The sequence below is a fragment of the Paenibacillus harenae DSM 16969 genome (assembly GCF_000422465.1).
In the GTDB taxonomy this organism is placed as follows: domain Bacteria; phylum Bacillota; class Bacilli; order Paenibacillales; family Paenibacillaceae; genus Pristimantibacillus; species Pristimantibacillus harenae.
This window is the reverse complement of the sequence record NZ_AULV01000013.1, coordinates 191682-215817: the sequence shown is the minus strand read 5'-3', so window position 1 is coordinate 215817 and position 24136 is coordinate 191682. Positions and strand designations below refer to the sequence as shown.

Annotated in this window: 23 protein-coding genes; 14 read left to right on the top strand and 9 right to left on the bottom strand. The window is 52.8% G+C overall.

Annotated elements, in window-relative coordinates:
* Window positions 1-25: 25 nt before the first annotated feature.
* From map to H581_RS32645, 4 genes are all read right to left on the bottom strand, one after another.
* Window positions 26-772, bottom strand: a complete 747-nt coding sequence (gene map, locus H581_RS0100935; RefSeq protein ID WP_028608366.1) for a type I methionyl aminopeptidase — start codon at window positions 770-772, stop codon at window positions 26-28.
* A gap of 83 nt (window positions 773-855) precedes the next feature.
* Complete coding sequence (locus H581_RS0100930; RefSeq protein WP_051250376.1) at window positions 856-1671, bottom strand: pentapeptide repeat-containing protein; 816 nt, start codon at window positions 1669-1671, stop codon at window positions 856-858.
* Between the two features lie 188 nt (window positions 1672-1859).
* Complete coding sequence (locus H581_RS0100925) at window positions 1860-3731, bottom strand: ABC transporter ATP-binding protein (RefSeq protein ID WP_028608364.1); 1872 nt, start codon at window positions 3729-3731, stop codon at window positions 1860-1862.
* A complete protein-coding gene (locus H581_RS32645) occupies window positions 3731-4333 on the bottom strand; it encodes a PadR family transcriptional regulator (protein WP_051250365.1) in 603 nt (200 codons plus the stop codon). Before H581_RS32645 ends, H581_RS0100925 begins: the two co-directional genes overlap by 1 nt.
* Before the next feature lie 315 nt (window positions 4334-4648).
* On the opposite strand from H581_RS32645, the gene H581_RS0100915 reads away from it, so the two are divergent.
* Window positions 4649-5707, top strand: coding sequence for an asparaginase (locus H581_RS0100915; protein WP_028608363.1), 1059 nt, complete (start codon window positions 4649-4651; stop codon window positions 5705-5707).
* A 41-nt stretch (window positions 5708-5748) separates the two neighbouring features.
* Window positions 5749-6222 (top strand): thioredoxin-dependent thiol peroxidase, encoded by a 474-nt coding sequence (gene bcp, locus H581_RS0100910; RefSeq protein WP_028608362.1) that lies wholly within the window; start codon window positions 5749-5751, stop codon window positions 6220-6222.
* A 74-nt stretch (window positions 6223-6296) separates the two neighbouring features.
* Here the strand turns inward: bcp and H581_RS0100905 are convergent, their stop codons facing one another.
* Window positions 6297-8162 carry an LTA synthase family protein gene (locus H581_RS0100905; RefSeq protein ID WP_028608361.1) on the bottom strand — a complete coding sequence of 622 codons (1866 nt, stop codon included), beginning with the start codon at window positions 8160-8162 and terminating at the stop codon, window positions 6297-6299.
* Between the two features lie 324 nt (window positions 8163-8486).
* On the opposite strand from H581_RS0100905, the gene H581_RS0100900 reads away from it, so the two are divergent.
* A complete protein-coding gene (locus H581_RS0100900; RefSeq protein ID WP_028608360.1) occupies window positions 8487-9416 on the top strand; it encodes a M15 family metallopeptidase in 930 nt (309 codons plus the stop codon).
* A gap of 153 nt (window positions 9417-9569) precedes the next feature.
* Here the strand turns inward: H581_RS0100900 and H581_RS36835 are convergent, their stop codons facing one another.
* On the bottom strand, window positions 9570-9725 hold the full coding sequence (locus tag H581_RS36835) for a DUF1540 domain-containing protein (protein WP_084134399.1): 156 nt from the start codon (window positions 9723-9725) through the stop codon (window positions 9570-9572).
* Window positions 9726-9796: 71 nt separating this feature from the next.
* Here H581_RS36835 and H581_RS0100890 point away from each other — a divergent pair, with 71 nt between their 5' ends.
* Window positions 9797-10768 (top strand): nucleoside hydrolase, encoded by a 972-nt coding sequence (locus tag H581_RS0100890; protein ID WP_028608359.1) that lies wholly within the window; start codon window positions 9797-9799, stop codon window positions 10766-10768.
* Window positions 10769-10900: 132 nt separating this feature from the next.
* Here H581_RS0100890 and H581_RS0100885 read toward each other — a convergent pair whose 3' ends face one another.
* Window positions 10901-12217, bottom strand: a complete 1317-nt coding sequence (locus tag H581_RS0100885) for a deoxyguanosinetriphosphate triphosphohydrolase family protein (RefSeq protein ID WP_028608358.1) — start codon at window positions 12215-12217, stop codon at window positions 10901-10903.
* A 147-nt stretch (window positions 12218-12364) separates the two neighbouring features.
* Here H581_RS0100885 and cls point away from each other — a divergent pair, with 147 nt between their 5' ends.
* The gene (gene cls / locus H581_RS0100880; protein ID WP_028608357.1) at window positions 12365-13813 is read left to right on the top strand and encodes a cardiolipin synthase; all 1449 of its coding nucleotides are present in this window, start codon (window positions 12365-12367) and stop codon (window positions 13811-13813) included.
* A 437-nt stretch (window positions 13814-14250) separates the two neighbouring features.
* Here the strand turns inward: cls and H581_RS0100875 are convergent, their stop codons facing one another.
* On the bottom strand, window positions 14251-15372 hold the full coding sequence (locus H581_RS0100875) for an NADH-dependent flavin oxidoreductase (protein WP_028608356.1): 1122 nt from the start codon (window positions 15370-15372) through the stop codon (window positions 14251-14253).
* A gap of 168 nt (window positions 15373-15540) precedes the next feature.
* Between H581_RS0100875 and H581_RS0100870 the strand changes: the two genes are divergently transcribed.
* The 4 genes from H581_RS0100870 to H581_RS0100855 all read left to right on the top strand — a co-directional run bounded on the left by H581_RS0100870 (window position 15541) and on the right by H581_RS0100855 (window position 18867).
* Window positions 15541-15894 carry a winged helix-turn-helix transcriptional regulator gene (locus H581_RS0100870; protein ID WP_051250363.1) on the top strand — a complete coding sequence of 118 codons (354 nt, stop codon included), beginning with the start codon at window positions 15541-15543 and terminating at the stop codon, window positions 15892-15894.
* A 103-nt stretch (window positions 15895-15997) separates the two neighbouring features.
* Window positions 15998-16390: a Fur family transcriptional regulator gene (locus H581_RS0100865; protein WP_028608354.1), complete on the top strand. Its 393-nt coding sequence runs from the start codon at window positions 15998-16000 to the stop codon at window positions 16388-16390.
* Window positions 16369-17226, top strand: a complete 858-nt coding sequence (locus H581_RS32640; RefSeq protein ID WP_051250362.1) for a winged helix-turn-helix transcriptional regulator — start codon at window positions 16369-16371, stop codon at window positions 17224-17226. The genes H581_RS0100865 and H581_RS32640 overlap by 22 nt, the downstream gene beginning before the upstream one ends.
* A 186-nt stretch (window positions 17227-17412) precedes the next feature.
* A complete protein-coding gene (locus H581_RS0100855) occupies window positions 17413-18867 on the top strand; it encodes a catalase (protein WP_028608353.1) in 1455 nt (484 codons plus the stop codon).
* Window positions 18868-19178: 311 nt separating this feature from the next.
* Here the strand turns inward: H581_RS0100855 and H581_RS0100850 are convergent, their stop codons facing one another.
* Window positions 19179-19703 (bottom strand): GNAT family N-acetyltransferase, encoded by a 525-nt coding sequence (locus tag H581_RS0100850; RefSeq protein ID WP_028608352.1) that lies wholly within the window; start codon window positions 19701-19703, stop codon window positions 19179-19181.
* A 536-nt stretch (window positions 19704-20239) separates the two neighbouring features.
* On the opposite strand from H581_RS0100850, the gene H581_RS0100845 reads away from it, so the two are divergent.
* The 5 genes from H581_RS0100845 to H581_RS0100825 all read left to right on the top strand — a co-directional run bounded on the left by H581_RS0100845 (window position 20240) and on the right by H581_RS0100825 (window position 24124).
* Window positions 20240-20524, top strand: a complete 285-nt coding sequence (locus tag H581_RS0100845; RefSeq protein ID WP_028608351.1) for an ArsR/SmtB family transcription factor — start codon at window positions 20240-20242, stop codon at window positions 20522-20524.
* A 150-nt stretch (window positions 20525-20674) separates the two neighbouring features.
* Entirely contained in the window at window positions 20675-21871 is a 1197-nt protein-coding gene (locus tag H581_RS0100840; protein ID WP_028608350.1) for an MFS transporter, read from the top strand.
* A 165-nt stretch (window positions 21872-22036) separates the two neighbouring features.
* Window positions 22037-22501, top strand: a complete 465-nt coding sequence (locus tag H581_RS0100835) for a GNAT family N-acetyltransferase (RefSeq protein ID WP_028608349.1) — start codon at window positions 22037-22039, stop codon at window positions 22499-22501.
* A 97-nt stretch (window positions 22502-22598) separates the two neighbouring features.
* The gene (locus H581_RS0100830) at window positions 22599-23462 is read left to right on the top strand and encodes an AraC family transcriptional regulator (RefSeq protein ID WP_028608348.1); all 864 of its coding nucleotides are present in this window, start codon (window positions 22599-22601) and stop codon (window positions 23460-23462) included.
* Between the two features lie 179 nt (window positions 23463-23641).
* The gene (locus tag H581_RS0100825) at window positions 23642-24124 is read left to right on the top strand and encodes a CcdC family protein (RefSeq protein WP_245599849.1); all 483 of its coding nucleotides are present in this window, start codon (window positions 23642-23644) and stop codon (window positions 24122-24124) included.
* Window positions 24125-24136 lie beyond the last annotated feature (12 nt).

The following is a 24136-nucleotide window of genomic DNA, read 5'->3' as shown; positions in this document are numbered from 1 at the left end:
CTTGATATACGTTTCTCTATATCGGTCATTGCTCCGTCAATAGGAACGGTCCATCTTTCGTAATCGCAAGCGTATGCTCATATTGGGCTGACAAACCTCCATCGAACGTTCTGGCCGTCCAGCCGTCTTCATCAATCCTGCTGTAGGATGTCCCGGTATTTAGCATCGGTTCTATGGTAATAACCATTCCTTCTTTTAAACGCGGACCCCGATGAGGCGGCCCGTAATGGGGCACTTGAGGTTCTTCATGCATTTTCTGTCCAATGCCGTGGCCGATAAACTCCCTCACGACAGCATACCCCTGCTGCTCTGCAAAGCTCTGAACCGCATGGGAGATGTCTCCGATCCGATTCCCGACGACGGCCTGTTCAATGCCTTTATAGAGCGCTTCCTTCGTGACATCGAGCAGCTTCTGCGACTTCTCCGATACCTTTCCTACGGCATACGACCAAGCGGAGTCCGCAAGCCATCCGTTCAGATTTACGACCATATCGATGGTTACGATGTCCCCGTCCGCTAACGGTGTCTGACTGGGAAAACCGTGACAAATGACGTCGTTAACGGAAGCGCAGGTCGCGTAAGGGTATCCGTGGTAACCTTTTTGTTCCGGCGTAGCCCCGTGCTCTTTCATAAACTTTTCGGCAAATTGATCGATTTCCATTGTTGTGATGCCAGGGCGGATAAGCTTCCTGATTTCCCGGTGACAGGCTGCCAGGATCTCGCCTGCCTGTTTCATCCTCAAGATTTCTTCCTTCGTCTTTATCGTAATCATATTCGTACCCCTTGCCGTTGTTATCTTCCATTATTTCATTCTAGTCTGAAAGGGCACGAAATGTGATTCGGCTGCGACTTCTCTCAAGCGGACCAATGCGCCGGGCGGGTAAGGACCGGCGGCAGCTTGGTGCGTGCGTCGCCTTTTGCCGCGTTAAGCTGGGCCTGGGTAAGGAAGAGGCTTCCCGTTAAGTCGGCACCCCGGAGGTCCGCGTCGCGGAAATCGGCCCCGATCAGGTCCGCCGCCCTCAGGTCGGCTCCTCTGAGATCGGCGGCGATCAGATATGCTCCTCTCAAGTTGGCTGCCCGAAGATCCGCTCCCCGCAGCTTGGCGCCGATCAGGTCCGCTCCGCGGCCGTAGGACTTGCGATTGCCGGGACGGCTCTTCAGCTTGCGAAGGGCTTCCTCCCGTACGAGTTCACTGGTCCTAAGCAGAAGCTTATTCACCTCTGCGCGGTGCGCCGCCGCGTCCAGATCCATGAGAGAGTCGGGACTGAGATCAGTCAGGCGTTCCGTCTCGTCCAGCGCCGAGGAAAGCTCATCATGAACCGGCCGGGCTTCCCGCAGCGACAGCGCTTCGGTAAGATACCAGATCAGCTCATGAAGCTGCTTCATGACATAGAACACCTCGAACATTTGCCGCGCAGTCTTCGGGGCTTGGCGCCAATCGCGGCCGCCGTAGGTCGCTTGGGAAACCTTCTGCCCCGCGCCAAAGCAGTCATACACCGTACAACCGCGAAAGCCGAGTTGTCTAAGATTCGTATGGACGCCGCAGCGGAAATCCGTCTGCAGGTTTTGACAGGGCTGACCGGCTTTTTTATCGACCGCAAAATCCGCCGACGCGGTGAAGGGCAGCGCGACGCAGCACAAGCCGAAGCAGCTCTCGCAGTCCCCCGTCATATTTCGGCGGCTTCTGCCGCTCAAATATTCATTATCGTTATAATTAAAGTTATCAAGCACAGCGGGGGACACCTTCTTCTTTATAGTATAAACCCGAAACCTGGGAGAGGGTAAAGGAACGCGCTAGAATGAAAGATTATGTCGTCCTTCTATGGTAGTACCGATTATTTTTTTCGTCAATTCGCCGCTTAACGCCCAATGGATTTGCGGCTGGGAGGCAACGCATCTACATCGGCAGCCGGTTCTGCCGCTGAGAGCTTCTGCGGAAATTGCAGCTCATAGAGCTGGGCATACCGGCCCTGCTGACGGAGCAGCGTATCATGCGTGCCGGATTCGATAATGTCGCCTTTGTCGAGCACATAGATCGTATCTGCCTTCTGGATCGTAGACAGCCGGTGCGCGATGACCAGGCAGGTGCGCCCTTCGAGCAAATAAGCAAGCGCGTCCTGAATCGATTTCTCCGACTCGGTGTCGAGGGAGGAGGTGGCTTCATCCAAAATAATAAGGCGCGGATTTTTCAATATCGCCCGGGCGATGGAGATGCGCTGCTTCTGCCCGCCGGACAGCTTCACGCCCCGCTCTCCGATCTGGGCGTCGTAGCCTTGCGGAAACGACATAATGAATGCATGCGCGCTGGCTGCGCGAGCCGCCGCGATCACTTCCTCATCCGTCGCGTCGGGCTTGCCGTATACGATGTTCTCGCGAATCGATCCGTTCAGCAGCACGATATCCTGCGAGACGATGCCCATATTTTCGCGCAGAGACTTCATCGTTACGCGGGTGAGCGGCTGGCCGTCGATGGTGATCTCGCCTTCCTGGGGATCGTAGAACCTCGTCATCAGATGCGTTATCGTCGATTTTCCGGCGCCGGAGGAGCCGACGATAGCGGTGATTCTCCCTGCCTGAATGTCAAAATCAAAATTTCTCAGTACCGGAACATCGTTATGATAAGCGAAGCTGACGTTCTTAAAAACCATGCTGCCCTTAACGTCCGTGAGCTCCACCGCGTCAGGAGCATCGGTAACCTGCGGCTGCGTGCCCAGAATATCGACGATCCGTTCATAAGCTGCCGCCGATTGTTGAATCGTGTTGATGGTCCGGCTGAACCTGCGGATCGGATTTTGCAGCAGCCGCAGATAGGCCATGAATGCGACAATCGTGCCGGTCGTCATGCTGCCGTCCATCGTATGCATCGCGCCCACGACAAGGACGGAAGCCAAGCCGACAAATAGCATCAAATCAATAAACGGTTCGAAGCTTGCGCGAATGCGGATCGCATTCAGGTTGGCGTTCATATTGTTCCGGCTGCGGACGGAGAAACGGTCGGATTCAAAATCCTCGTTCGAGAAGGACTTGATCAACCGGATCGACGACAGCGTATCCTGCAGATGGTTGCTTACCTCGGCGACCGTCTCCTGAACCTTCTTGAAGGCCGCCCGCATTCTTTTGCCGAAGAAATGAGTCGTCACGATCATAATAGGAAACGTAATAAGGACAATAAGCGTCAGCTGCCAATTGATCCACAGCATATAAGCGGCAACGACAACGAACGTGAACCAGTCGGTAAGAAGCGACATCATGCCGGAGGAGACGAGCTGCTGCAGCATATTTACGTCATTCGTCACCCGCGACATCAGATCCCCCGTACGGTTGCGGTCAAAAAAACCGATATCCAGCTTCTGAATATGGCGGTACATTTCGTTACGAATGTCATAGACCGCGCGCTGGCCGACCGAAGCCAGCAGCAGGCTGCTGAGAAAATGAAAGACGCCGAGCAAGATAGCCGTACCGATCACGCCGGCGCCTACCCCTATTAAGGAGCTGTAACGCTTATCCGGAATAATCACGTCAATGGTGTACTGCGAGAGCCGCGGAATAGCGAATTCGAGCAGCGATACGGCGATGATGCAGAAGAAAGCGCCGGCCAGCAGGAGCCAGTGCGACCGCACGTGAAAAAACATCCGTTTATACATCGCCCAAATGCTGCCCGGCTGCGGCTTGGCCGCCGGCGCCTGGAAGGAACGATGGCCGGACATGCCGGGTGATGATTGTGCTGGCATTAGACTGTCACCTCATTGCTATCCGCTTCCGAATGATTGCCGGTATCCAGCAGTTCAAGAATTTGCCGCTGCTGCTCTTCCAGAAGCCGCTTCAGTTGATCCTTATTGACAGCTGCAGCTTGCTCCGCGCGGGTAATGAGCCGCAGCAAATCGATGGATTCATTCGACAGCCCGAGCTTGCGGCGGATTTTCTCGAACCGGTAGGCTTCAGCCTCCGGAGAGTGCCGGCCCTCGCACGCCGGGTCTCTTCTTGATTTGTCCGGCAAAATGGTTAAAGCGGAGCGGCCCTGCCCGGTAATGGAATAGACCTTCTTGCCGCCGTCCTCTTCCTGCGCGGTGACGAAGCCCCGTTCCTCCAGCATCTGAAGGGTAGGGTAGATCGAGCCTGCGCTGGGAACGTATAGCCCGCCGGACCTCTCCTCCAAGGCCTTCATCATCTGATAGCCGTGCATCGGCTCGCCCTCGAGCAGCCGGAGCAGGGCGATCTTCACGCCACCACGGCCAAAATACCGCTTCCCGCTGCCGCGCGGTTCTTCCGCTGTATATTCTTCTCCGCTCGGGGGCAGCTGTTCTTCCTGAGTCTTTGTTGGTTCCGTAGCCATATGCGATCACCTCTAATTATTCGAATACGATATATCGCAATTATAAGTTAACGATATATCGTATTGCAATAAAATTTTTTACACTGTGTATGCAGCATATGTGAATCCGTTAATTCGGGACGAAAGCTTTCCCTCCCTATATCATTGACAATGATTATCAATGTTATGAATAACGGAATCAACCCGCGATAGCAGGGAAACCTGTTAAGAGAGGGCGGCGGTACTTGACCGGGCATCTGGTACACATATACGATAAAGGTATTCCATTTAGCGGGTAGGCAGCAAAAGTCGGAAAGAAAGGCAGTGTGCGGACAAGTGAAAGAGCTTTTAGTTATATTTACAGGCGGAACGATCGGCAGCAGAAAGCAGGGGGCCGGCATCGATGTGCATGAGTCGGGTTCATATGCATTGATAGATGCTTACAACAACAGCGGAAAGCAGCGCGGCGATGTCACGCTTCATTCGGTACAGCCCCTCAACCTATTAAGCGAAAATCTGACCCCGGGCGATTACCGGACGCTGGCTGCAGCTATTCGAAGCGTGGATTTGACGGCATATGCAGGGGTGATCATCACTCACGGATCGGATACGCTGGCGTACGGCGCGGCAATGATCAGCTATTTATTCGCCGATGCGCGGATACCGGTCGTATTGACGGCGAGCAATTATCCGCTGGCCGACGAGCGGAGCAACGGTCTGCGAAACTTTACGAACGCGGTTGATTTTGCTGCGGATGAAGACTTGCCGGGCATATTCGTCATTTACGAGAATGATCAAGGCGAGCCGCTTGTCTATCTGGGCACGAGAATAACGCAGGCGGTATCCTTCACCGACCAATTCGGCAGTCCATACGGCGTACCTTATGGCACGATGGTCAATCGGCGGTTTCAATGGCGCGAGCATGAGCGTAATCCTAAGCCGGATGACTTGAGAAATCGTCCGCTCGCACAGCCGGGCTGGGAGCCGGATACCCTCGCCATCGATGACAGCATCGTATACATAAAGCCTTATCCGGGGCTGAATTATTCGTTTTATGATTTCTCGGCGCATCAACCGAAGGCGGTTCTTCATGATTTGCATCATTCCGGCACCGCGTGCGCTGTCCCGGAGGGTCCGTATTCCCTTCCGCAATTTATTGCGGGCTGCAGGGCGCTCGGCATCGACTTCTATATTTGCCCGATCAAAGACCGTTCGGACGCGCTTTATTCCTCTTCTCAACGCTTGATTGACGCGGGTGCGATCGTCATTGAGAAGCTGTCGGCGGAAGCGGCGCTGATGAAGCTCATGCTGGGGTACGGGCTGTATGAAGAAAATGCGAAAGCAAAGGCTTTCGTAACGGAGACGGCTCTATTCTATGAAAGCAACGAGGCGTAAATCGACGACCGGTCAGAATGAAACACAAAGGAGAATGAGAAATGGGACAAAATGCCCTGCATGTAGGCGGCCAAGTGCCGAATTTTAAGCTGTCGGCTTCGAATGGCAAGGATGTACAGCTTGCGGATTATGCCGGCAAGAAGCTTATCATTTATTTTTATCCGAAGGATATGACACCGGGCTGTACGACGGAATCCTGCGATTTCCGTGATTTTAACGGCGGGTTCGGCATGAACAACGCGGAGGTTATCGGGATCAGCCCCGATGATTTGACCTCGCATGAGCAATTCATAGCTATGCACAAGCTGCCGTTCCTTCTGCTGTCCGACCCGGAGCATACCGTATCCGAGCTGTTCGGCGTATGGAAGCTTCGCAGCTGGGAGGGCAAGGAGTTTATGGGCATTGAGCGTTCGACGTTCCTTATTGACGAGAATGGCGTTCTGGCGAAGGAATGGCGCAGCGTCAGCGTGGAGGGACATGTGAAGGAAGTACTCGAGGCGGTTAAAAGCATCTAATTGTGCTTTAGGCGGCATCCATGAAAAAAAGGCTCACCTTGAGCAGCTGTTGCTGCTCCTTGGTGAGCCTTTGCTTATTTCTCTTTCTTCCAGCTTGGGAGCTGGCTGACGTAGCTGTCGGACAGCTTCAGAAGTTCCAGCGCACGCTGGTATTCGTCCTCCGTCGCTTCCTGCTCCGTTAAACCGTCGCCGGCCAAGGAGTAGTGCTTGCCGTCCTCATAGCCGCTTCCGGACATGAACAGCTCCTTGCTGCTAAGGAACGAGCCGCTTGGCAGGTAATAGCGCTGCGGCAGCACGTTGTAAGTCTGGTTGAACAAGTCTTGGCCGAAGTAGATATGATCGTCCAGGGCGATGCCAAGCAAATTCGCGATGGTCGGCATAATATCGACTTGACCGCCCAGCTGGTCGAATACTTTCGGCTCGGTGACCCCGGTCGAAGCAACGACAAGCGGGATATTGATCATATCGGTGTAGCCGTATTCGCGGCCGTAAATTTCAGCCATCAAGTCTTTGTCGTCCCGGTCCAGCGAGTAGATCGGCAGACCCAGGTGATCGCCGTATAGCAGGATCAAGCTGTTATCCCAGATTCCGCGTTCCTTCAGGTCCTCGATGAACAAGCCAAGCGCGTAGTCGGCATAGTTCTGCGAACGGATATAATCGCCGACGAAGGTGCCTTCATAACGCTCAGGCAGGGTCATTTTGTACTTATCCTCAGGAATCGTATACGGATGGTGCGCCGTCATCGAAATCACATGGGAGTAGAACGGCTTGCCGGTCTTGCTTATGCGGTCAAGTTCTTCCGCGGTTTTCGCATAGAGATGCTCGTCGGACGATCCGAAGAATATGGTATCCTCCGTACCGAAAAATTTCTGGTCATAGTAACGGTCGAAGCCAAGCGACTTATAAAGATCGCCGCGGTTCCAGAATTCAACGACGTTCGTATGATAGGTCGACGTATCGTAGCCCTGCGACTTCAGGAGCTTAGGCAGGCTTGGGAGCTCTTTATCCGCGTACTCCATCGTAGCCGCGCCGTGCGGCGGGATGTAGAGCGACGTGTTCACGACGAATTCCGCATCCGACGTATTCCCTTGTCCGACCTGCTGGTAGAAGTGCTTGAAGTAATAGTTCTCGTTCACGAGTTTATTGATATTCGGCGTAATCTCTTGCCCGTCGATCTTCAAATTTACAAGGAAGTTCTGGAACGACTCCATTTGCAAAATAATGACGTTCTTGCCGGCCGCTTTCTGCCACAGCTGCGGCGTTGCCGGCTGCTCGGTCTTTTTGACGGCGTTGATTTTTTGCTGCGTAATTTGGTTCGGATCGACATACTCGATCTCTTTCTTCGAGAAGATCATGTAAGCTTCGTAGTTGAGAATGCCCATCTGCTCCGCTTTGACGATTTCGTTCATGCTGGCGCGGTTCGGCAGAATGTTAAATAAGCAGAGCGCGACCGAAATGCTGAACAACGCGACGACGAGCCGCTTGCTCTCTTTCTTCGAGTTCTCTTTTTTCCAGTTCACAGCCTTCTTCTTCCGGAACAAAATAACGGCCATAATAATAATATCGATGAAAATAAGCAGATAATAAGGATCCATAAGTGAGAACACGCTGTTCTTAACCGCGGTCACCTGATTGACCTGCTGCAGCGCGAGATAGGTCACGATTACGCCGTAGTACTTGTAATACATAATGACGGCGAACAGAATGAGCGTCATAACCAGATTGGCAATTAAATAGTAATGAAGCTTGCGCTTGGAAGCAAACCATTCTATTAAACAATAAACGATAAGAACGAACGGAATTTCTTTTAAAATGGTTGTCCAGGAGAACCCGTCTTCGAATATGACCATCCATGCCAAGTAGCTTTTGAGCAGCATAATGAACGAGAAGAACAGGATGGGACGAGTGCTGAGCAGCCGTTTTGGAGTCAGAAATGTCATATAATCGCCTTCCTTTCAAAGCAAAAACAGGCCGTCTATAGTGCCGGCCCAGCCCGCTTGAAGTTATATATACGTACGCTGAAGTCATAATCATTATGCTCCGAATTGCTCTCGAATGTCAAAAGGCAAATGGACCCTCCGCAACCAGTCAGCCCAATCATAATCTTCTGCGGACGGATTGAAACATTTCGGCGGTTTTAGTAGTCTATTAATTAGCTCTTTAAAAGCCTTAACAGGATAACAGAATCTCATGCTCATTCGTAATGCCCAGATTATTATAATGACATGAAATATATGTAAAAACAATAGGTGTGGAGGTTCTTCATGAAAAAAAGAAGAAGACGGCTTTTATTTTTTGTTATGGTATGCGCGGTTATGGTGATCGGCTACACCTTTATAAAGTCAGGGGATTCGGCGATAATTCCTCCAAAGCAGGCGCCTTCGGAAGAGGAGGCGGAGGTTAGCGGGGGCGAAGTGCAGGGTGAGCTTGGTTCGGGCACGGAAGATGTGACTCCGTCCGAGGAGCCGGACGAAGGGGACACAGGCGGGAATGCGGACCAGCCTTCGAATGGCGGCGAAGCGGACGGTCAAGAGCCGGATCAGGCGCAGACGGACAAGCCGTCGAATGGCGGCAGCGCCGAAGTCGGCGAAGACGGGCTGGCTGTCATCGCGGAGCCTGCAAATATTGGAGTCCTTGTCAACAAGCGGAATAAGCTGCCCGAGGATTACAATCCGACAGACTTAGTATACCCGGACGTGCGGTTTATATTTTCAGAGAAGATTGAGAAGCGCAAGCTGCGCAAGGAAGCGGCGTCGGCTCTGGAGGAGTTGTTCGGAGCGGCGGAGAAGGATAACATTCTGCTGGCAGGCGTATCCGCCTATCGTTCGCACAGTACGCAAAAAACTTTGTTCGAGCGTTACGTGAAGAGAGACGGTCTTGTGAAAGCCAGAACATACAGCGCGTATCCGGGAACAAGCGAGCATGAGACGGGCTTGGCGATCGACATATCCGGCAGCGACGGCAAATGCGCGGCGGCGGACTGCTTCGCGGATACGGACGAGGCGGCATGGCTCGCGGAGCATGCGCACGAATACGGATTTATTATTCGTTATCCAAAAGGAAAAGAAGATATTACGGGCTATCAATATGAACCGTGGCATATCCGCTACGTAGGCGTTGACGTGGCAGCGGAGCTTGAAGAAAGCGGCGAGACGCTTGAGGAGTATTACGACGCCGTTCCGGTAACACAATAAGCAGCAATAGCAGCGGCGCAAGCCATACCGGTGTAATACGTACAGGAAGCATCTGCCGCGTATGCGGAATGCGGATCCTGCATGTCTGGAAGTTTACTGGCGGCAAACTTCCCCCGGCGGCTTGCGCTGCTTTTCTAATGGTGAGGACGTTCGTTAGATCTTTGGTTCGAACGTCTTGCAATCTGTTTCTTCGGAGTTGCTGGCTTGCTTGCTGCGGTTATTGACGACGTAGATGGAAGAAGCGGCGCATTGGTTTCCTGCAGCCCAATACTTGCACGAATTGACCTCGCACAATACATCCTTAGCCATTGTATTCACCTCCCTTGCTATAGGATGGTCAAACGATATATCGTTTTATACTTCGAAAGGATGGGATCTGCATGGGAACGAAGCTTTATTTTAATCACGATGCGGGCGTTGACGATCTGGTGTCGTTGTTTCTGCTGCTGCAGATGAAAGAGGTGGAGCTGACCGGCGTATCCGTCATTCCGGCCGACGGATATTTGGAGCCGGGCGTGAAAGCCAGCCGGAAGATCATTGACCGGTTCGGCGACCCTGCGAAGACGGGAGCGGTAGAGGTCGCGAGATCGAATTCGCGCGGACGCAATCCGTTTCCGGCGGAATGGCGGATGCATACGTTTTTTGTGGACGCTTTGCCTATCCTTAATGAATCCGGCACGATGATGACCGCGGAGGCCGATCTTCCAGCGCATCAGCATATGATCGAGCGGCTTCGGCGTTCGGATGAGAAGGTTACGCTGTTATTTACCGGCCCGCTGACGGATCTTGCGCGGGCATTAGATGAGGCGCCGGATATGGAAGAGAAGATCGAGAAGCTTGTCTGGATGGGCGGAACGTTCGAGGAGCGGGGCAACGTACAGGAGCCGGAGCATGACGGTACGGCGGAATGGAACGCGTTCTGGGATCCGGATGCGGCGGCTCGGGTGTGGGATAGCGGAATACCGATTCTCCTGGTCGCTCTGGAGAGCACGAATAAGGTGCCGCTCACGCCGGAAGTCAGAAACCGCTGGGCTTCGCTGCGCAGACATGAGGGTCTCGATTTTGTCGGACAATGTTATGCGGCATGCCCGCCGCTTGTCTATATGGAAACAAACTCGACTTATTACTTATGGGATGTGTTGACCACTGCCGTTGTCGGCGACCCCGGCCTCGTTCACGTGCGCACGGTACACAGCCGCGTCGTCAAGGACGGCCCGAGCCAAGGCCGTACGATCGAGACGAAGGACGGCCGCCCCGTCAGTCTCGTGTACGACGTCGATCCGGTCCGCTTCTTCGACTACATCACGGAGCTGTCCGCAGGCGCGGCAAGCTATCTTAACGCCCGGGGCTAGACGGGCTGCGCGGGCGCTGCAGCGGACGGCGGTCTGACCTGATTTTAGCAGCGGAGTCGATAGCTATGCGAAGCAGTTATCACTAAAAAAGCTCGGAAACCGACTCATTCATAAATCGGTTTCCGAGCTTTTTTAATCCATTTCATAAATCGAACCGGACTTGCTGGCGTACAGCTCGGCATATACTTTCTCGGCATAAGCATCGGTCATGCCCGAGATGTAGTCGGCCACGAAGCGCGGCCAGCTCCATTTGTTCCGGTGCAGCTCGTAATTTTCGATCCAATCGGGCGGGATAATCAGCCTGCCGTAATCGGGCACCTTGAAGCTTTCCCACAGCCGCCGGATCATAATCTCGCTCCGCATCTGGAGCCGCTGCACGCGGAAGTCCTTAATAAGCGTCACCCACGCGAGCTTCTTCAATATTTCCATCGTCCGCAGCAAATCTATATCCTGCTGGCCGTTGTTTACGAACGTTACCTTCTTCCAGCCATGCGCAGGATCATCGATAATTCCGACCTTGCCTGCGAAAATACTGACCCAGCGAGCCTTCATCTCACGTCTCGTCCGGGAGGATTCGTGGTCGCAGCCGGCATATAAGGCTTCCCACTGCTCGAGGTAGGAGGCGAGCACCCGCTTCACCATGGCGGGAATGTCAACCTTACCCCAACCGACGCTGGTATTGCCCTTATCGTCGACGATCTCCTGAACGAGATGGTTGATAAGCCTGCTGTCTTCGAAGAAGGTCCGGTTCATCTGAATTTTGCCGGCCCGGATGCCGTCCTCAATATCATGCGTGGAATACGCAATGTCGTCGCATAGATCCATGAGCTGGGCTTCTAACGTGGAGCAGCCGATCGGTATTTTCCAGGCGCGCCGCAGCTGTTCGATCTCGCCCCACTCGGTGTTGTACACGCCTTTGAGACGTCCAGGCTCGTCGAGGCCGAACGGATATTTGTTAACGGCGAGCAGCACGGCTGCCGTCAGATCGAGGCCGCTGCCGCTGCCCGCGCGTTTCTCCAGAAACATAAGAATCCGAAAGTTCTGCGCGTTGCCTTCGTAAGGGATGCCGTGCTCTTCCAGCAGGAGATGATTCAGCACCTCTTCGCCTTTATGTCCGAACGGCGGGTGACCGAGATCATGCGCAAGTGAGGCAATCTCCACGACGGCCGGATCAAGCACAAGTCCGGGATGCTCCTTCTTCGAGAGAAATTCATACTGCTTTCCAAGCCTGCGGGCGACCTCGCGCGCAATCTGGGACACCTCCAGCGAATGGGTGAGCCTTGTCCGATAGTAATCGCCCGTTCCGGCGCCGAATACCTGCGATTTTCCCTGCAAGCGCCGAAATGCCGGGGACTGGATCAGCCGTGCGTAATCCCGTTCATATTCGTCGCGTTCTTCGCTAAAGGTACCGAGCGCTTTCTCGTCGAGCCTCAGCTTTCTAATGTCCATCTGCTATTCCTCCAGTGCCTTACCCGCGGTCTTTTCATCACTTCATCACTTACGGTGAATTGTAGCATATTTTCAAGCTTGAACATAATTCGTCCATAGAGTATGATCGCATTAACTTTGACACATGACTGAGGTGCTTTTACACGAATGGCCACAATGGACAGCGCATATGCACTAATCACACTGCTTAACATTTTTTTGGCGTTGACCGTTATCTTTCTGGAACGGCGGAATGCGAGCACGACCTGGGCTTGGGTAATGGTTCTTTTCTTTATTCCGGTCTTCGGCTTCGTGCTTTATCTGATATTAGGCCAAAAGGTTCGCAGAAGAAAGCTGTATAAGCTGCTTGGCGACAGCCAGCGTATCATTGAGCACACGGTAGAGAGGCAGATGCGGCAGCTTCGGGACCGCGAGTTAAGCTTTAATGACCCGGATATGCGGGAATATCAAGATATGATCTATATGAATCTGCGCTCGAGCTACGCGGTGTTCACTAGCAACAATGCGGTTGAAATTTTCACCGAGGGCAATCAGAAGTTCGATGCGCTGCTCAAGGATATCGAAGCGGCGCAGCATCACATCCATCTCGTCTATTACATTGTCCGCGACGATGAGCTTGGAAGACGGCTGGTGAGAGCACTTGCCGCGAAAGCCGCGCAAGGGGTTGAGGTTAAGTTTCTGTATGATCACATCGGAAGCTCCAGACTGCCAAGAAGGTATTTTCAAGAGCTCAGAGCGGCAGGCGGCAAGGAGGCGGCTTTTTTTCCATCGCGCATTCCGTATCTGAATTTGAAAATCAATTACCGCAACCATCGCAAGCTGGCCATCATTGACGGTCATGTCGGCTATATCGGCGGATTTAATATCGGAGACGAATATCTGGGATTAAACAAGCATTACGGCGAATGGCGGGATACGCATCTGAAGGTGCGGGGCAACGCGGTGCTGCAGATGCAGGCGCAGTTCCTCATGGATTGGAATCTTGCGGCCTTTGGCAGAATCGAGCTGAACGAGCTTTATTTTCCCGTTATGAACGAGAAGGCGGGATCGATCGGCATGCAGCTGGTGGCCAGCGGCCCCGACACGGAATATCAGCAAATTAAGGATGCCTATATCAAAATGATCTACGCGGCCAAGCAAACGATTTGCCTGCAGACACCGTATTTCGTTCCCGATGAAAGCTTAATGACCTCGCTCAAAATCGCTGCCATGTCCGGCGTTGACGTACGCATCATGCTGCCGAGCAAGCCGGATCATTTCTTCGTCTATTGGGCGACGCATTCGTATTTGGGCGAGCTGCTGGCAGGAGGGGTCAAATGCTATTTGTACGACAAAGGGTTCCTTCATGCGAAGACGCTCGTCATCGACGGCAAAATCGCTTCGGTCGGAACAGCCAATCTCGATATTCGCAGCTTCAAATTGAATTTCGAGATGAATGCTTTCATATATGATACGCAGACGGCAGCTGAGCTGCAACGCATATTTGAAGAGGATTCCTTGTACTGCACCCGTCTTACGGTTGAGACCTATGCGGCTCGTCCGTTTATGAACCGGCTAAAGGAATCGATATCGAGACTTCTCAGTCCGATCCTGTAAACGCAATTAAAAAGGGATTCTGCTTATCGGCGATAACCAGAATCCCTTTACATGCTTGCTAAACAACTATTCAATTTATTCTAACGCTCCATTCCGCTTCTTAAAAAAGCTCCTTCTTGGTCCTTTCACTGATTTGTTACAAACCATGCTCGATTTCGATCTTATCCTGATTGACCTTCATCTCGTTCCGTTTGATTTGTTCCAAATTCCATCCTTCCGTAAGTATGTGTCTTCTGGTCACGGCGTTTTTTCTATAACAGGGGTCCCCGCATGTCCTTTATTGTCCAATCGGAACTCCTTCCTAAGTTAGTGGGACACGCTTCGCTAACTTACTTCAATGGACTATCCCCTCTCGATTGGTATAGGCTAAGTATACCTCTTTATTAGAATTTTGTAAATATTCAGATTATTTATCGAACTAACGTTTTTTTGTCGATTTATTTCTCGGAATGCCGCTCGAACGGGAACCAGCCCGGTATGCTGGAAATAAGGCTCCACATGGAATCGGGAATATCCAGCAGCTGCTGGTCATTGCTTGTAAGTGTTGTTTTGATCTTGCCCTCACGGCCCTCGGCAGCCAGCTTCATCCAATCGGGCTCCATGACGAGCTGACGGCCTACGGCAAGGAGCGGAATTCCGGTTTGCATGGCCAGGGTCGCGTCGCTTGGAGTATGAACGCCGCCTACTCCAATGATCGGAATACGGTGACCGTAACGTTCCTGCATGATGGATAGTCGGGAACGGGAGCTGTCGGCACCGCGTCTCGGCACAGACCTGAAATCATTTAGCGATATATGAATGTAATCGAGGCCGCTGTCCGTAAGAGCATCCGCGAACGCCAGCGTATCGGACATCGTGATGCCGGGCGTGCCGGGCTCTTCCGGCGATAACCGGTAGCCGACGATAAACGGCTTCACCGCTCTTGAGCGGACGGTGCGCTGAACTTCTTCGATTATAGCAAGTGCCAGAGCCATACGCTTCCGGAGAGTGCCGCCATAACGGTCGTTGCGTCTGTTCGTGTAGGGCGAGAAGAACTGATGCAGCAGATTTCCGTTGCCGCCATGAATTTCGACACCGTCAAAGCCTGCGTCGACGGCCCGCCCGGCCGCTTCGCCGAATGCCCGGATAATCGCGGGAATCTCCGCTTCGGTCAGCTCACGAGGGATAGCGGCTCCCTCCTTATCCTCCGGTATAGGTCCGGCGCTGACGTAATCGCCGGTTCTGGAGGATTGCCGGCCTGCATGGAAAATTTGCAATACCGCCGCCGCTCCTTGCGCTTGAATGGACGATGCCAGCCGTCTCAGACCGGGGATAAAAGCATCACGGTCCGCCCCGGCTGCTCCCGGAAGGCCTCCTGCTTCCGAAACCCAAGTGGCGGCGGTGATCACCATGCTTACGCCGCTTGCGCGCCGCATGTAGTAGGTCAGTTCCTGTTCGGATATGGAGCCGTCCGGGTTAGAGCTCATATGTGTCATGGGAGCCATGATGATGCGGTTTTTAAGCCGTAACCCCCGCTGGAATTCAAAAGGGGCGAAAATCGGTTGATCGGATGTATGCATAAGAAACCTCTCCTTGGTTATTCGTGTTAGATTCATTCCGCTGCTCCGGAGCAAGGCGGCTATTTATTGACATTATAGAATGGCAAATTTCATAATGTAAGAAGGCAAAATATTTGGACATTGGACAATCAAGCGGACCTACTAACTTTTTTATAGGAGGAATGAAAAATGACAGAGCCAAGTGAAAGCCTGCATGTCACGGAACCGGCAAGCTCCAGCATTTGTGAAGTGCTGCAAATTCTCGGGGCCAAATGGGCATTTCTTGTCCTCGACGAGCTGCTGGGCGGCCCGGTGCGGTTCAATCAGCTGAAGAAGAAAGTATCGGTCATCAAGACGCAGTCACTTACGGACACGCTTCGCCATTTGGAGAAGAACGGACTTGTCCGCCGTCAAGTTTTTCCGACCGTGCCCGTTACCGTAGAGTATTCGCTGACCGAGAAAGGGAGCGATTTTCAAACGGCGCTGAAGGAAATGGAGAAATGGGTGCACAAATGGGGGAATCAAAAGGAAAGCAGCATATAATTTCTGCTGGACGAGCTTCTTCGCCTTTTTCAAAAAGTTGACCGATCGGCGCTTTAAATTTATACTTAGTCTAAAGTCAGTTTTGAATAAGGAAGGATGCCAAGTGGCTAAAATCAACTTAACGGTGCAGCGTAAAGCGATTTTCGAGGTGGTGCAGCACGCGCATGATCATCCGACGGCAGCCGATGTCATTGATCGCCTGCGAGAGAAAGGTTTTAATTTCGCTTACGGTACGGTCTATAACTCGCTGCGTTATTTGACCGATGCCGGCCTCATCCGCGAGCTTAAGCTGGGCGAGGCGGTAAGCCGCTATGACGCGAGAACGGAGGAGCACCAGCATATCGTCTGTACGGTCTGCGGACGGGTGGACGAGGTGTTGACCGATCTTCCGAAGGAGTGGCTGGAGAAGGTGGCGCAGGAGACGAAATATACGATAGAGCACGCGCAGGTCGTGCTGGAGGGGGTATGTGAGTCATGCGCAACGAAACAATCATAACGGGTGCGGTATCCGCCGCGAGAGCAGGACAAAGCCTGGAAAGCCTTGCTTCGGCTGGCTACCAGGGGGAGACGGAGCTGCCAAGCGGCATGCTTTGCTCGCTGACGAAGCGGGTTATGATTATCAGCCCGCTGCCCGAACGGGTGAAGAGCCTGCTTGTCGCTTTATCGGCGCAATGCTACGACGTATTCTCGCTGCATGATTTTAACAAGGGGATGCTGGGGAGCCTTCAGCCGGAGCTGCTCGTATACGACGCGATTCCTGTTATTCATTCGGGCGGGGGCAATACGCTGAAGGCCGGCGAAGAGTTGATCCAGTCTGCGGACCAACATGGCGTGCCTGTTCTGGTGCTGCTGGACCGGCAATCGTATGAAGCCCGCGGTAGCGCGGCGCTTGGAGCGGCGGAGCTGCTCGTATGGCCGTCCAAGCCGGAGGAGGCGCTGCAGCGGATTAACCGGATGCTGGAGAACCGGCCGGCGTCTGTACCGCATGCGGCTGAGGACGATATTCGCGCCTTTAAGGACATCCGCATCGATTTGAAGAAAATGACGGTTGACCGTGGCGGCAAGCGGATTGATTTGACGAAAACCGAGTACGATCTGCTGCTGCATTTCATATCGTCCGACGGATCAGTCCTGACGCGTGAATCCCTTCTGGATACCGTATGGGGGCTTCAGTTTTTCGGCGGGAGCAATCTCGTCGACGCTCATATCAAGAGTCTGCGCAAGAAGCTCAAGGACAGCGCCGTGTCGCCGAAATATATCGTAACCGTACGCGGCGCAGGCTACCGGCTGGCGGACGACCGCGACCGGCAGGCTGTGAGCTGCATCGAATGAGTGCATGCGCCTCAGGATACGTTCTCGTTATCGGCATACGGGCTTTGGCCTTCACGCAAAAGGCATTTTCATGAAATATTCATTGTTCATTCATCGTGTTTTCATGACAGGCTGCCTCGCATCCGATAAGATTGGTTTAAAGATTTAGATCAAGTCTAAATTCTAACTAATCAACGAGGTGCTATCATGGAAAACTTCTTAACGACGAATCAAGGCACGCCGGTTGGCAATAATCAAAGCTCCCGCACAGCCGGGCAGCGCGGTCCTGCATTATTGGAAGACTATCATCTGCTGGAGAAGCTGGCGCATTTTGACAGGGAGCGCATACCTGAGAGGGTCGTGCACGCCCGCGGAGCAGGCGCTCACGGCGTATTCCGGACGGAGATCGGCATGTCGGAGCATACGAAGGCTCATTTCCTGCAGGAGGCGGGAGGCGAGACGCCCGTATTTGTCCGGTTCTCGACCGTCATTAACAGCTCGGGCTCGCCGGAGACGGCTCGCGATCCTCGCGGCTTTGCGGTCAAGTTCTATACGCAGGAAGGCAACTACGACATCGTAGGCAATCATTTGCCCGTGTTCTTCATTCGCGATGCGATGAAGTTCCCGGATATGGTTCATTCGCTTAAGCCGGCGCCGCATACGAATCTGCAAGATCCGGCGCGATATTGGGATTTCATGACGCTAAGCCCGGAATCGACGCATATGCTCGCTTGGGTGTTCTCGGACGACGGAACCCCGGCGACTTATCGTGAAATGGACGGCTTCGGCGTTCATGCCTTCAAGTGGATTAACGCGTTGGGCAAGCAAACGTATGTCAAATATCATTGGAAGTCGCTTCAAGGCGTGCGCAACTTTACGGCAGCGGAAGCTGGCGACATGCAGGGCAAGGATTTCAACCATGCTACCCGTGATTTGTACGATGCGATCGAACTGGGCAATTTTCCGGAATGGGAGCTTCATGTCCAGCTGATGCCGGCCTGGCACGTGGATCGGTACGCTTTCGACCCGCTGGATCCGACAAAGGTGTGGCCGGAGGATATGTATCCGCTGCAGAAGGTCGGAACGATGACGTTGAACCGCAACCCGGTCAATTACTTCGCCGAGGTTGAGCAGTCGGCATTCTCGCCGAGCGCGCTGGTCCCGGGCATTGAGCCGTCCGAAGATAAGCTGCTGCAAGGCCGGCTGTTCTCGTACCCGGACACGCAGCGGTACCGCCTTGGCGCCAACTACTTGAACATTCCGGTGAACTGTCCCTACGCTCCCGTCCGCAACCATCAGAGAGATGGCGCGATGACGATGAAGGCCGATCCGTCGCCCGTAAACTACGAACCGAACAGTTCATCCGAGAGTCCGAAGGATGCGCCGGATTATATCGATTCCTACGTGCCCGTGCAAGGAATGGCCGGGCGTCAGAAGATCGACAAAACGGACGACTTCACGCAGGCCGGCGAGCGTTACCGCTCGTTGTCGGAGCAGCAGCAGGCCAATTTGATCGCGAACGTCGTCGGCGAGCTGAAGCAGACGAATGACGACATCCGGCTGCGCGCCATCTGCAACTTCTTCCGCGCCGACCGTACGTTTGGCATGAAGCTGTCGGAAGCGCTTGGCGTCGATATCCGCCAATATATCCCAAAGGGTTAACATAGATGAAACAGGCCTTCCATTCGGCATTTGCCGAGCGGAAGGCCTGTTATATTATTGACGTGGGATCTCCTTGTGCGTGACCTTAAGCACGTGATGATGATCCGTGTTGGCGGCGCTGAGGAAACTTCACTATTTATGAGGTAAACCTTACACTTCTCGTTGTCTTTTATAATGCTCGGAACAAATAGTGAGGCAAACCTCACTCCCCATGAGGCTGCCATCACGTGGAATGAGGTTTGCCTCATAAAATAATAAGGTTGCCTCATTGTTAGCAGTTTGAAGGAGCGTCCGGTTGTATGTGATTCGGTTCATAAGGCAATCCAGAATCGCTTGACCACGTTTCCGTCTTCTTCCGTGAAGCTCTCGTCCTCTATGCCTCCGTTATTTAAGATCGTCCGCTCGGATGCGGTGTTTGTTGCGTCACAGACGACGAGGGCATTAAGAATGCCCAGCTCCCTCGCTTCTTCCAGCGCTAACGCCAGCAGCTTCGTGGCATAGCCTTTGCGCCTGTCGGAAGGGCGAATACCGTAACCGATGTGGCCGCCGCAGTTGAACAAATGCTCGGTCAACGCGTGTCGGATGTTCACGGCTCCAACGACCCGCTTCTCCTCCGCAACCAGCCAATACGTTGAGTTTTTGACCCAGCCGTCCTGCACGCCTGCTCTCGTCTCTTGTTCCAGCAGAAACCGCACCATCCCGTTAAAGTCTTCAGGATCCTTGCTGATGACCCACGGTACCATGTCTTCGCCGCTGTCTAACCATTCTCGATAGAAAGGTAGATATGATTCATTTAAGGCAGCTGTTGGCTTGACTAACATAACGCGTTCGCTCATATGGCCCCTCCTTAGCAATAAATGCTTGCCAGCGTCTGTCCTTGTATTATACAGGGAAGAGGCAGATTATTGGAATCAGGTCTATCTATTGGATCTGATTGAGTGAAATTAGTTGATTTTGTGAGATCAGATTTTATAGACCCGAATCCGAACTATACTGGATCTCGTACAGGATAGAAGCTTATTTGTGCGGATACTAGCGGCTATACTGGATTTCACCCACCTTTTCAGGCGCGAAGTCACTATTTTTGTAGTCCCCTGCACGTATTACAGCAAATTTCCAGTATAGACGACAATCCGTGTCTGGATCATACAAAATTACTGGACGAAATACAGGATAACATCGTGAATAGTAAGATTAAGGTGCTATATAGGAAAGTGAACATAGGCTGAGTTGAGTAAAGTGATGCTGAACGGCCGGTCTCAGGCAATAGTTGCAGAATTCCCACACCCGGGCTTTACATTTCTAATAGGCTGTGATATCTTTATTTCGACATCCATAGAAATAACGACAACTTGTAAAGGTGTGGGGGACGATGATGGAGGATAACGCAGACGTACGGCAAGCGGTCAAGATATATAAGGCGCTCGGAGAACCGACACGGCTCAAAATCGCTCTTCTGCTCACCGAGGAACGGAACTTATGCTGCTCCGACATCGGGAGCAAGCTGGAATCCGTCGCGGGCTCGACGCTGTCGCATCACCTGAAGCAATTAACGGACTGCGGCCTTCTGAGCACCCGCAAGGACGGTACCTACATCTACTACAGCGTGAACCGCGAATTGGCGCAAAAGTACGCGCCGTATTTGCTTGAAATCTAGCGGGAAGAAGCCTATATTTCACAGCACGACGGGTTTGTTCTGTCCACAGGGAGGAGACGGCAGAAAAAACGCAGTCATTTTTTTTAAGTTTTATTTCTATACATTTAGAAATATAAAAATTATTGGAGTGGAGAGAGGAGCAACACCGTCATGTCGAACGCTTTGAAAATTTACATGCTCGCCGTCATCAGCTTTCTGGTCGGTACGTCGGAGTTTATTATCGCAGGCATTTTGGATAAGGTAGCCGAGGATTCGGGAGTATCGGTGTCCGCGGCTGGCCAGCTAATTACCGTATTCTCGCTGGCCTACGCATTCGGCACCCCGATTCTGATGGCCGCAACGGCCCGGGTGGAGCGCAGAAAGCTGCTGATCGTTGCCCTCGCCGTATTTGCCGCAGGCAACGGAATCGCAGTTTTGCTGCCGGGTTTCGGGTTCCTTATGGCTTCAAGAGTCGTCTTGGCGCTCAGCACCGGGGTGTTCGTCGTTACGGCGCTTACCGTAGCAGCCAAGCTCGCCCCGCCCGAGAAGCAAGGGAGCGCCATCGCGACGCTCGTTATGGGTTTCAGCACCGCTCTTATTATCGGCGTGCCGATAGGAAGGGTCGTAGCATCCGCCTTCGATTGGAAAATGATTTTCGCCGGAATCGGCCTATTGGGACTCGTTGCCATTCTGCTTATTATGTTCACGATTCCGCGAACGGACGGCGAAGAGCCGGTGCCGATCGGCAAGCAGCTTGCGCTGCTGAAGCAGCCGAAGATCGTTGTCGCCTTGCTTGTCACTTTCTTCTGGATCGGCGGTTATTCGATCGCGAACACCTATTTATCGCCGTATCTTCTTAACGTGTCGGGTTTTAACGAGCAGGGCGTCAGCATTGGACTATTTGCATTCGGGATCGCCAGTCTGATCGGCTCCAAGCTTGGAGGCTTCAGCACCGATAAATGGGGGGCTCCCCGTACGTTGGTTATCGGCATGCTGCTTCACGCGGTTGCGCTAGTTTTGCTCTCGCTTGCCGGACAGTCCGCGGTCGCCGTCTTCCCGCTGCTTATGCTTTGGTCGTTCTCGGCTTGGTCGTCGGGTCCGACGCAGCAGTACAATTTAATCAGCCTGGCTCCCGAGGCTTCCGGCATCATGCTCAGCTTGAACACCTCGATGCTGCAGCTAGCCATGGCTGCCGGCGCGGGACTGGGCGGCGTAGTCGTCAAGCAGCTGTCGCTGTCGTCCATCACATGGATCGGAGCGGCAGGCGTTATGATCGCGGCAGCGACGGCAGTCGCATCCTTCCGGTTGTCGGGTTCCGGCGTCCGTAAGAAAGCGGCGGAAGAAAAGTTGCTAGAGATGGGAGCATAAATTGAATTAACTTTCCAGCATAAAGGCTGCCGGTCGGCAGCCTTATTTGTTTGTCTTCATCCTCTAAGCAATAAGAGAATTAAAATATCCAAAATACAACCATTCTCTCAATGAATAGGTTAAAATATTCAAGTACAAGAGACCATGATTAAAGGGTGAACAGAAATGATAAAGATTCTTGACATAACGAACGAGGAAACGGCGCGACAAGTGCTTGCGGCGCAGCTTCCCGCTTATCGGGTGGAGGCGGAGCTCATCGGGTACGAAGAGATTCCTCCTCTTAAGGATACGACCGGCTCGTTGATGGCCTGCGGAGAGACCTTCTACGGCTATTACACCGACGAGACCTTGGCAGGAGCGATCTCATTTAAGTTGGATGAGGGAACTGTTGACATTCACCGGATGGTCGTACATCCCGCTTATTTCCGCAGAGGAATCGCCCAGGCGCTGCTAAGCTTTGTATTGCAGCTGGAGGATGAGGCTGTGAAATTTATCGTAGCCACCGGAGCAAGGAATACGCCTGCCAAAACGCTTTACTTGAAAAACGGCTTTCAGCTGCTTGATGAGCAAGAGGTTGCACCGGGTCTTGCTTTGTCTTTTTTTGAAAAGAAGAATAACCTTGACGGTTAATTCCCGGGCAAACTTCCACGTTTGGTCCGAACAGAGCATAAAATGACAGGCTTGAAAGCAAACTCACGATTACAATTCATATAAGGAGTGAAGAGACATGGCATTGGTCGAGGGCTTGCAGAAAGCGATAGAGTATATGGAGCGGCATTTGCTGGACACCGTGACGATCGATGAAATAGCGGGGCAAGCGAATGTGTCTCCGTTTCATTTTCAGCGGACCTTCATGATCTTAACCGATCTGTCTGTGGGGGAATATCTTCGCCGTCGCCGGTTAACGCTGGCGGCCCAGGATCTTACGGGCACCTCGCTTAAAATCATCGACCTTGCTGACAAATATGGCTACGACACTCCCGAGTCTTTCGCGAAAGCCTTTCGCAAGCAGCATGGCGTAACGCCGAGCGAGGCGCGGAAAGGCATAGGAAGGCTGCAATCCTATAACCGCCTGACGATTCAGGTTAAATTGAAGGGAGCAGAACCGATGAGATATCAAATGGTGGACAGAGACGCTTTTCAAGTAACGGGTGTAAAAAGGAATTTTCCGTGCGCGGAGGAGGAGGGCAACGGCGTTCCGGGGATTCCGGAATTTTGGGGTCAAGTCAACGGGGATGGAACCGTTAGCCGGTTGCTGGAACTAAACAACGGGCAGATTAAAGGGATGCTGGGACTTTGCGGCAATATTGACGCGGAGAACAATACAATGGACTATTGGATTGCTTCCGAGCACAGCGGCGATACGCCGGAAGGTTTCGAAAGCCTCGATATTCCGGCGTCCAAATGGGTCTTGTTCGAAGTGCGGGGACCCATTCCGGGTGCCATGGTGCAGACCTGGAAGGACATTTATTCGGAATGGTTTCCTTCCAATGGCTACGAGCCGGCCGATGCTCCATCATTCGAGGTGTATATCGATTCCGATCTGAGCAGTCCGGATTCCATGAATGAAATTTGGGTTGCGATTAAATAAGCGGAACAGGGAATCATAAATTGAAAAATGACAGTCCGGGCATATGAAATCATGCTCCGGACTGTCGTTTTTTTCATTATACAGCACACTCGATTGCAGAGGACGCTTTTTTGCAGTACGATTAACCATACGTAAACAAAAAGTAAATTTCACTTCACAACAAACGGAGGTAGCGCGCAGTGCTGCTGTCTACAGAATGGATTCAAGCAGGTTCGGTCGTCGTATCCTTGCTCGCCTTTACTATACTTGCCATTCTTCGCATAAGAGCCGGAAAGCAGCCGACCTCCCTGCGCAAAATCATCATTCCGCCGCTCGGCATGGCAACGGGCTTTATGATGTTCGCCTTTCCGATCACCCATATACCATGGGGCTGGGGCGTATCTGCCTTTGGAACGGGCATGCTGATCTTCTCCTTCCCGCTTGTCGTTACAACGAGGCTGGAACGGGTGGAATCCGAGATTTATGTCCGGCGCTCCAAGGCGTTTATTTTCATTATGGTCACGCTGTTTGCGATACGCTTCGCGCTGCACGGCATCGCCGAGCAGTATATGTCGATTCCGCAGACCGGAGCGATCTTTTATTTGCTGGCCTTCGGCATGATTATTCCTTGGCGCCTGGCGATGGTGAGCGACTTCATGAGACTGCAGAAGGTGGAAATCTAGTTCGAACGGGGG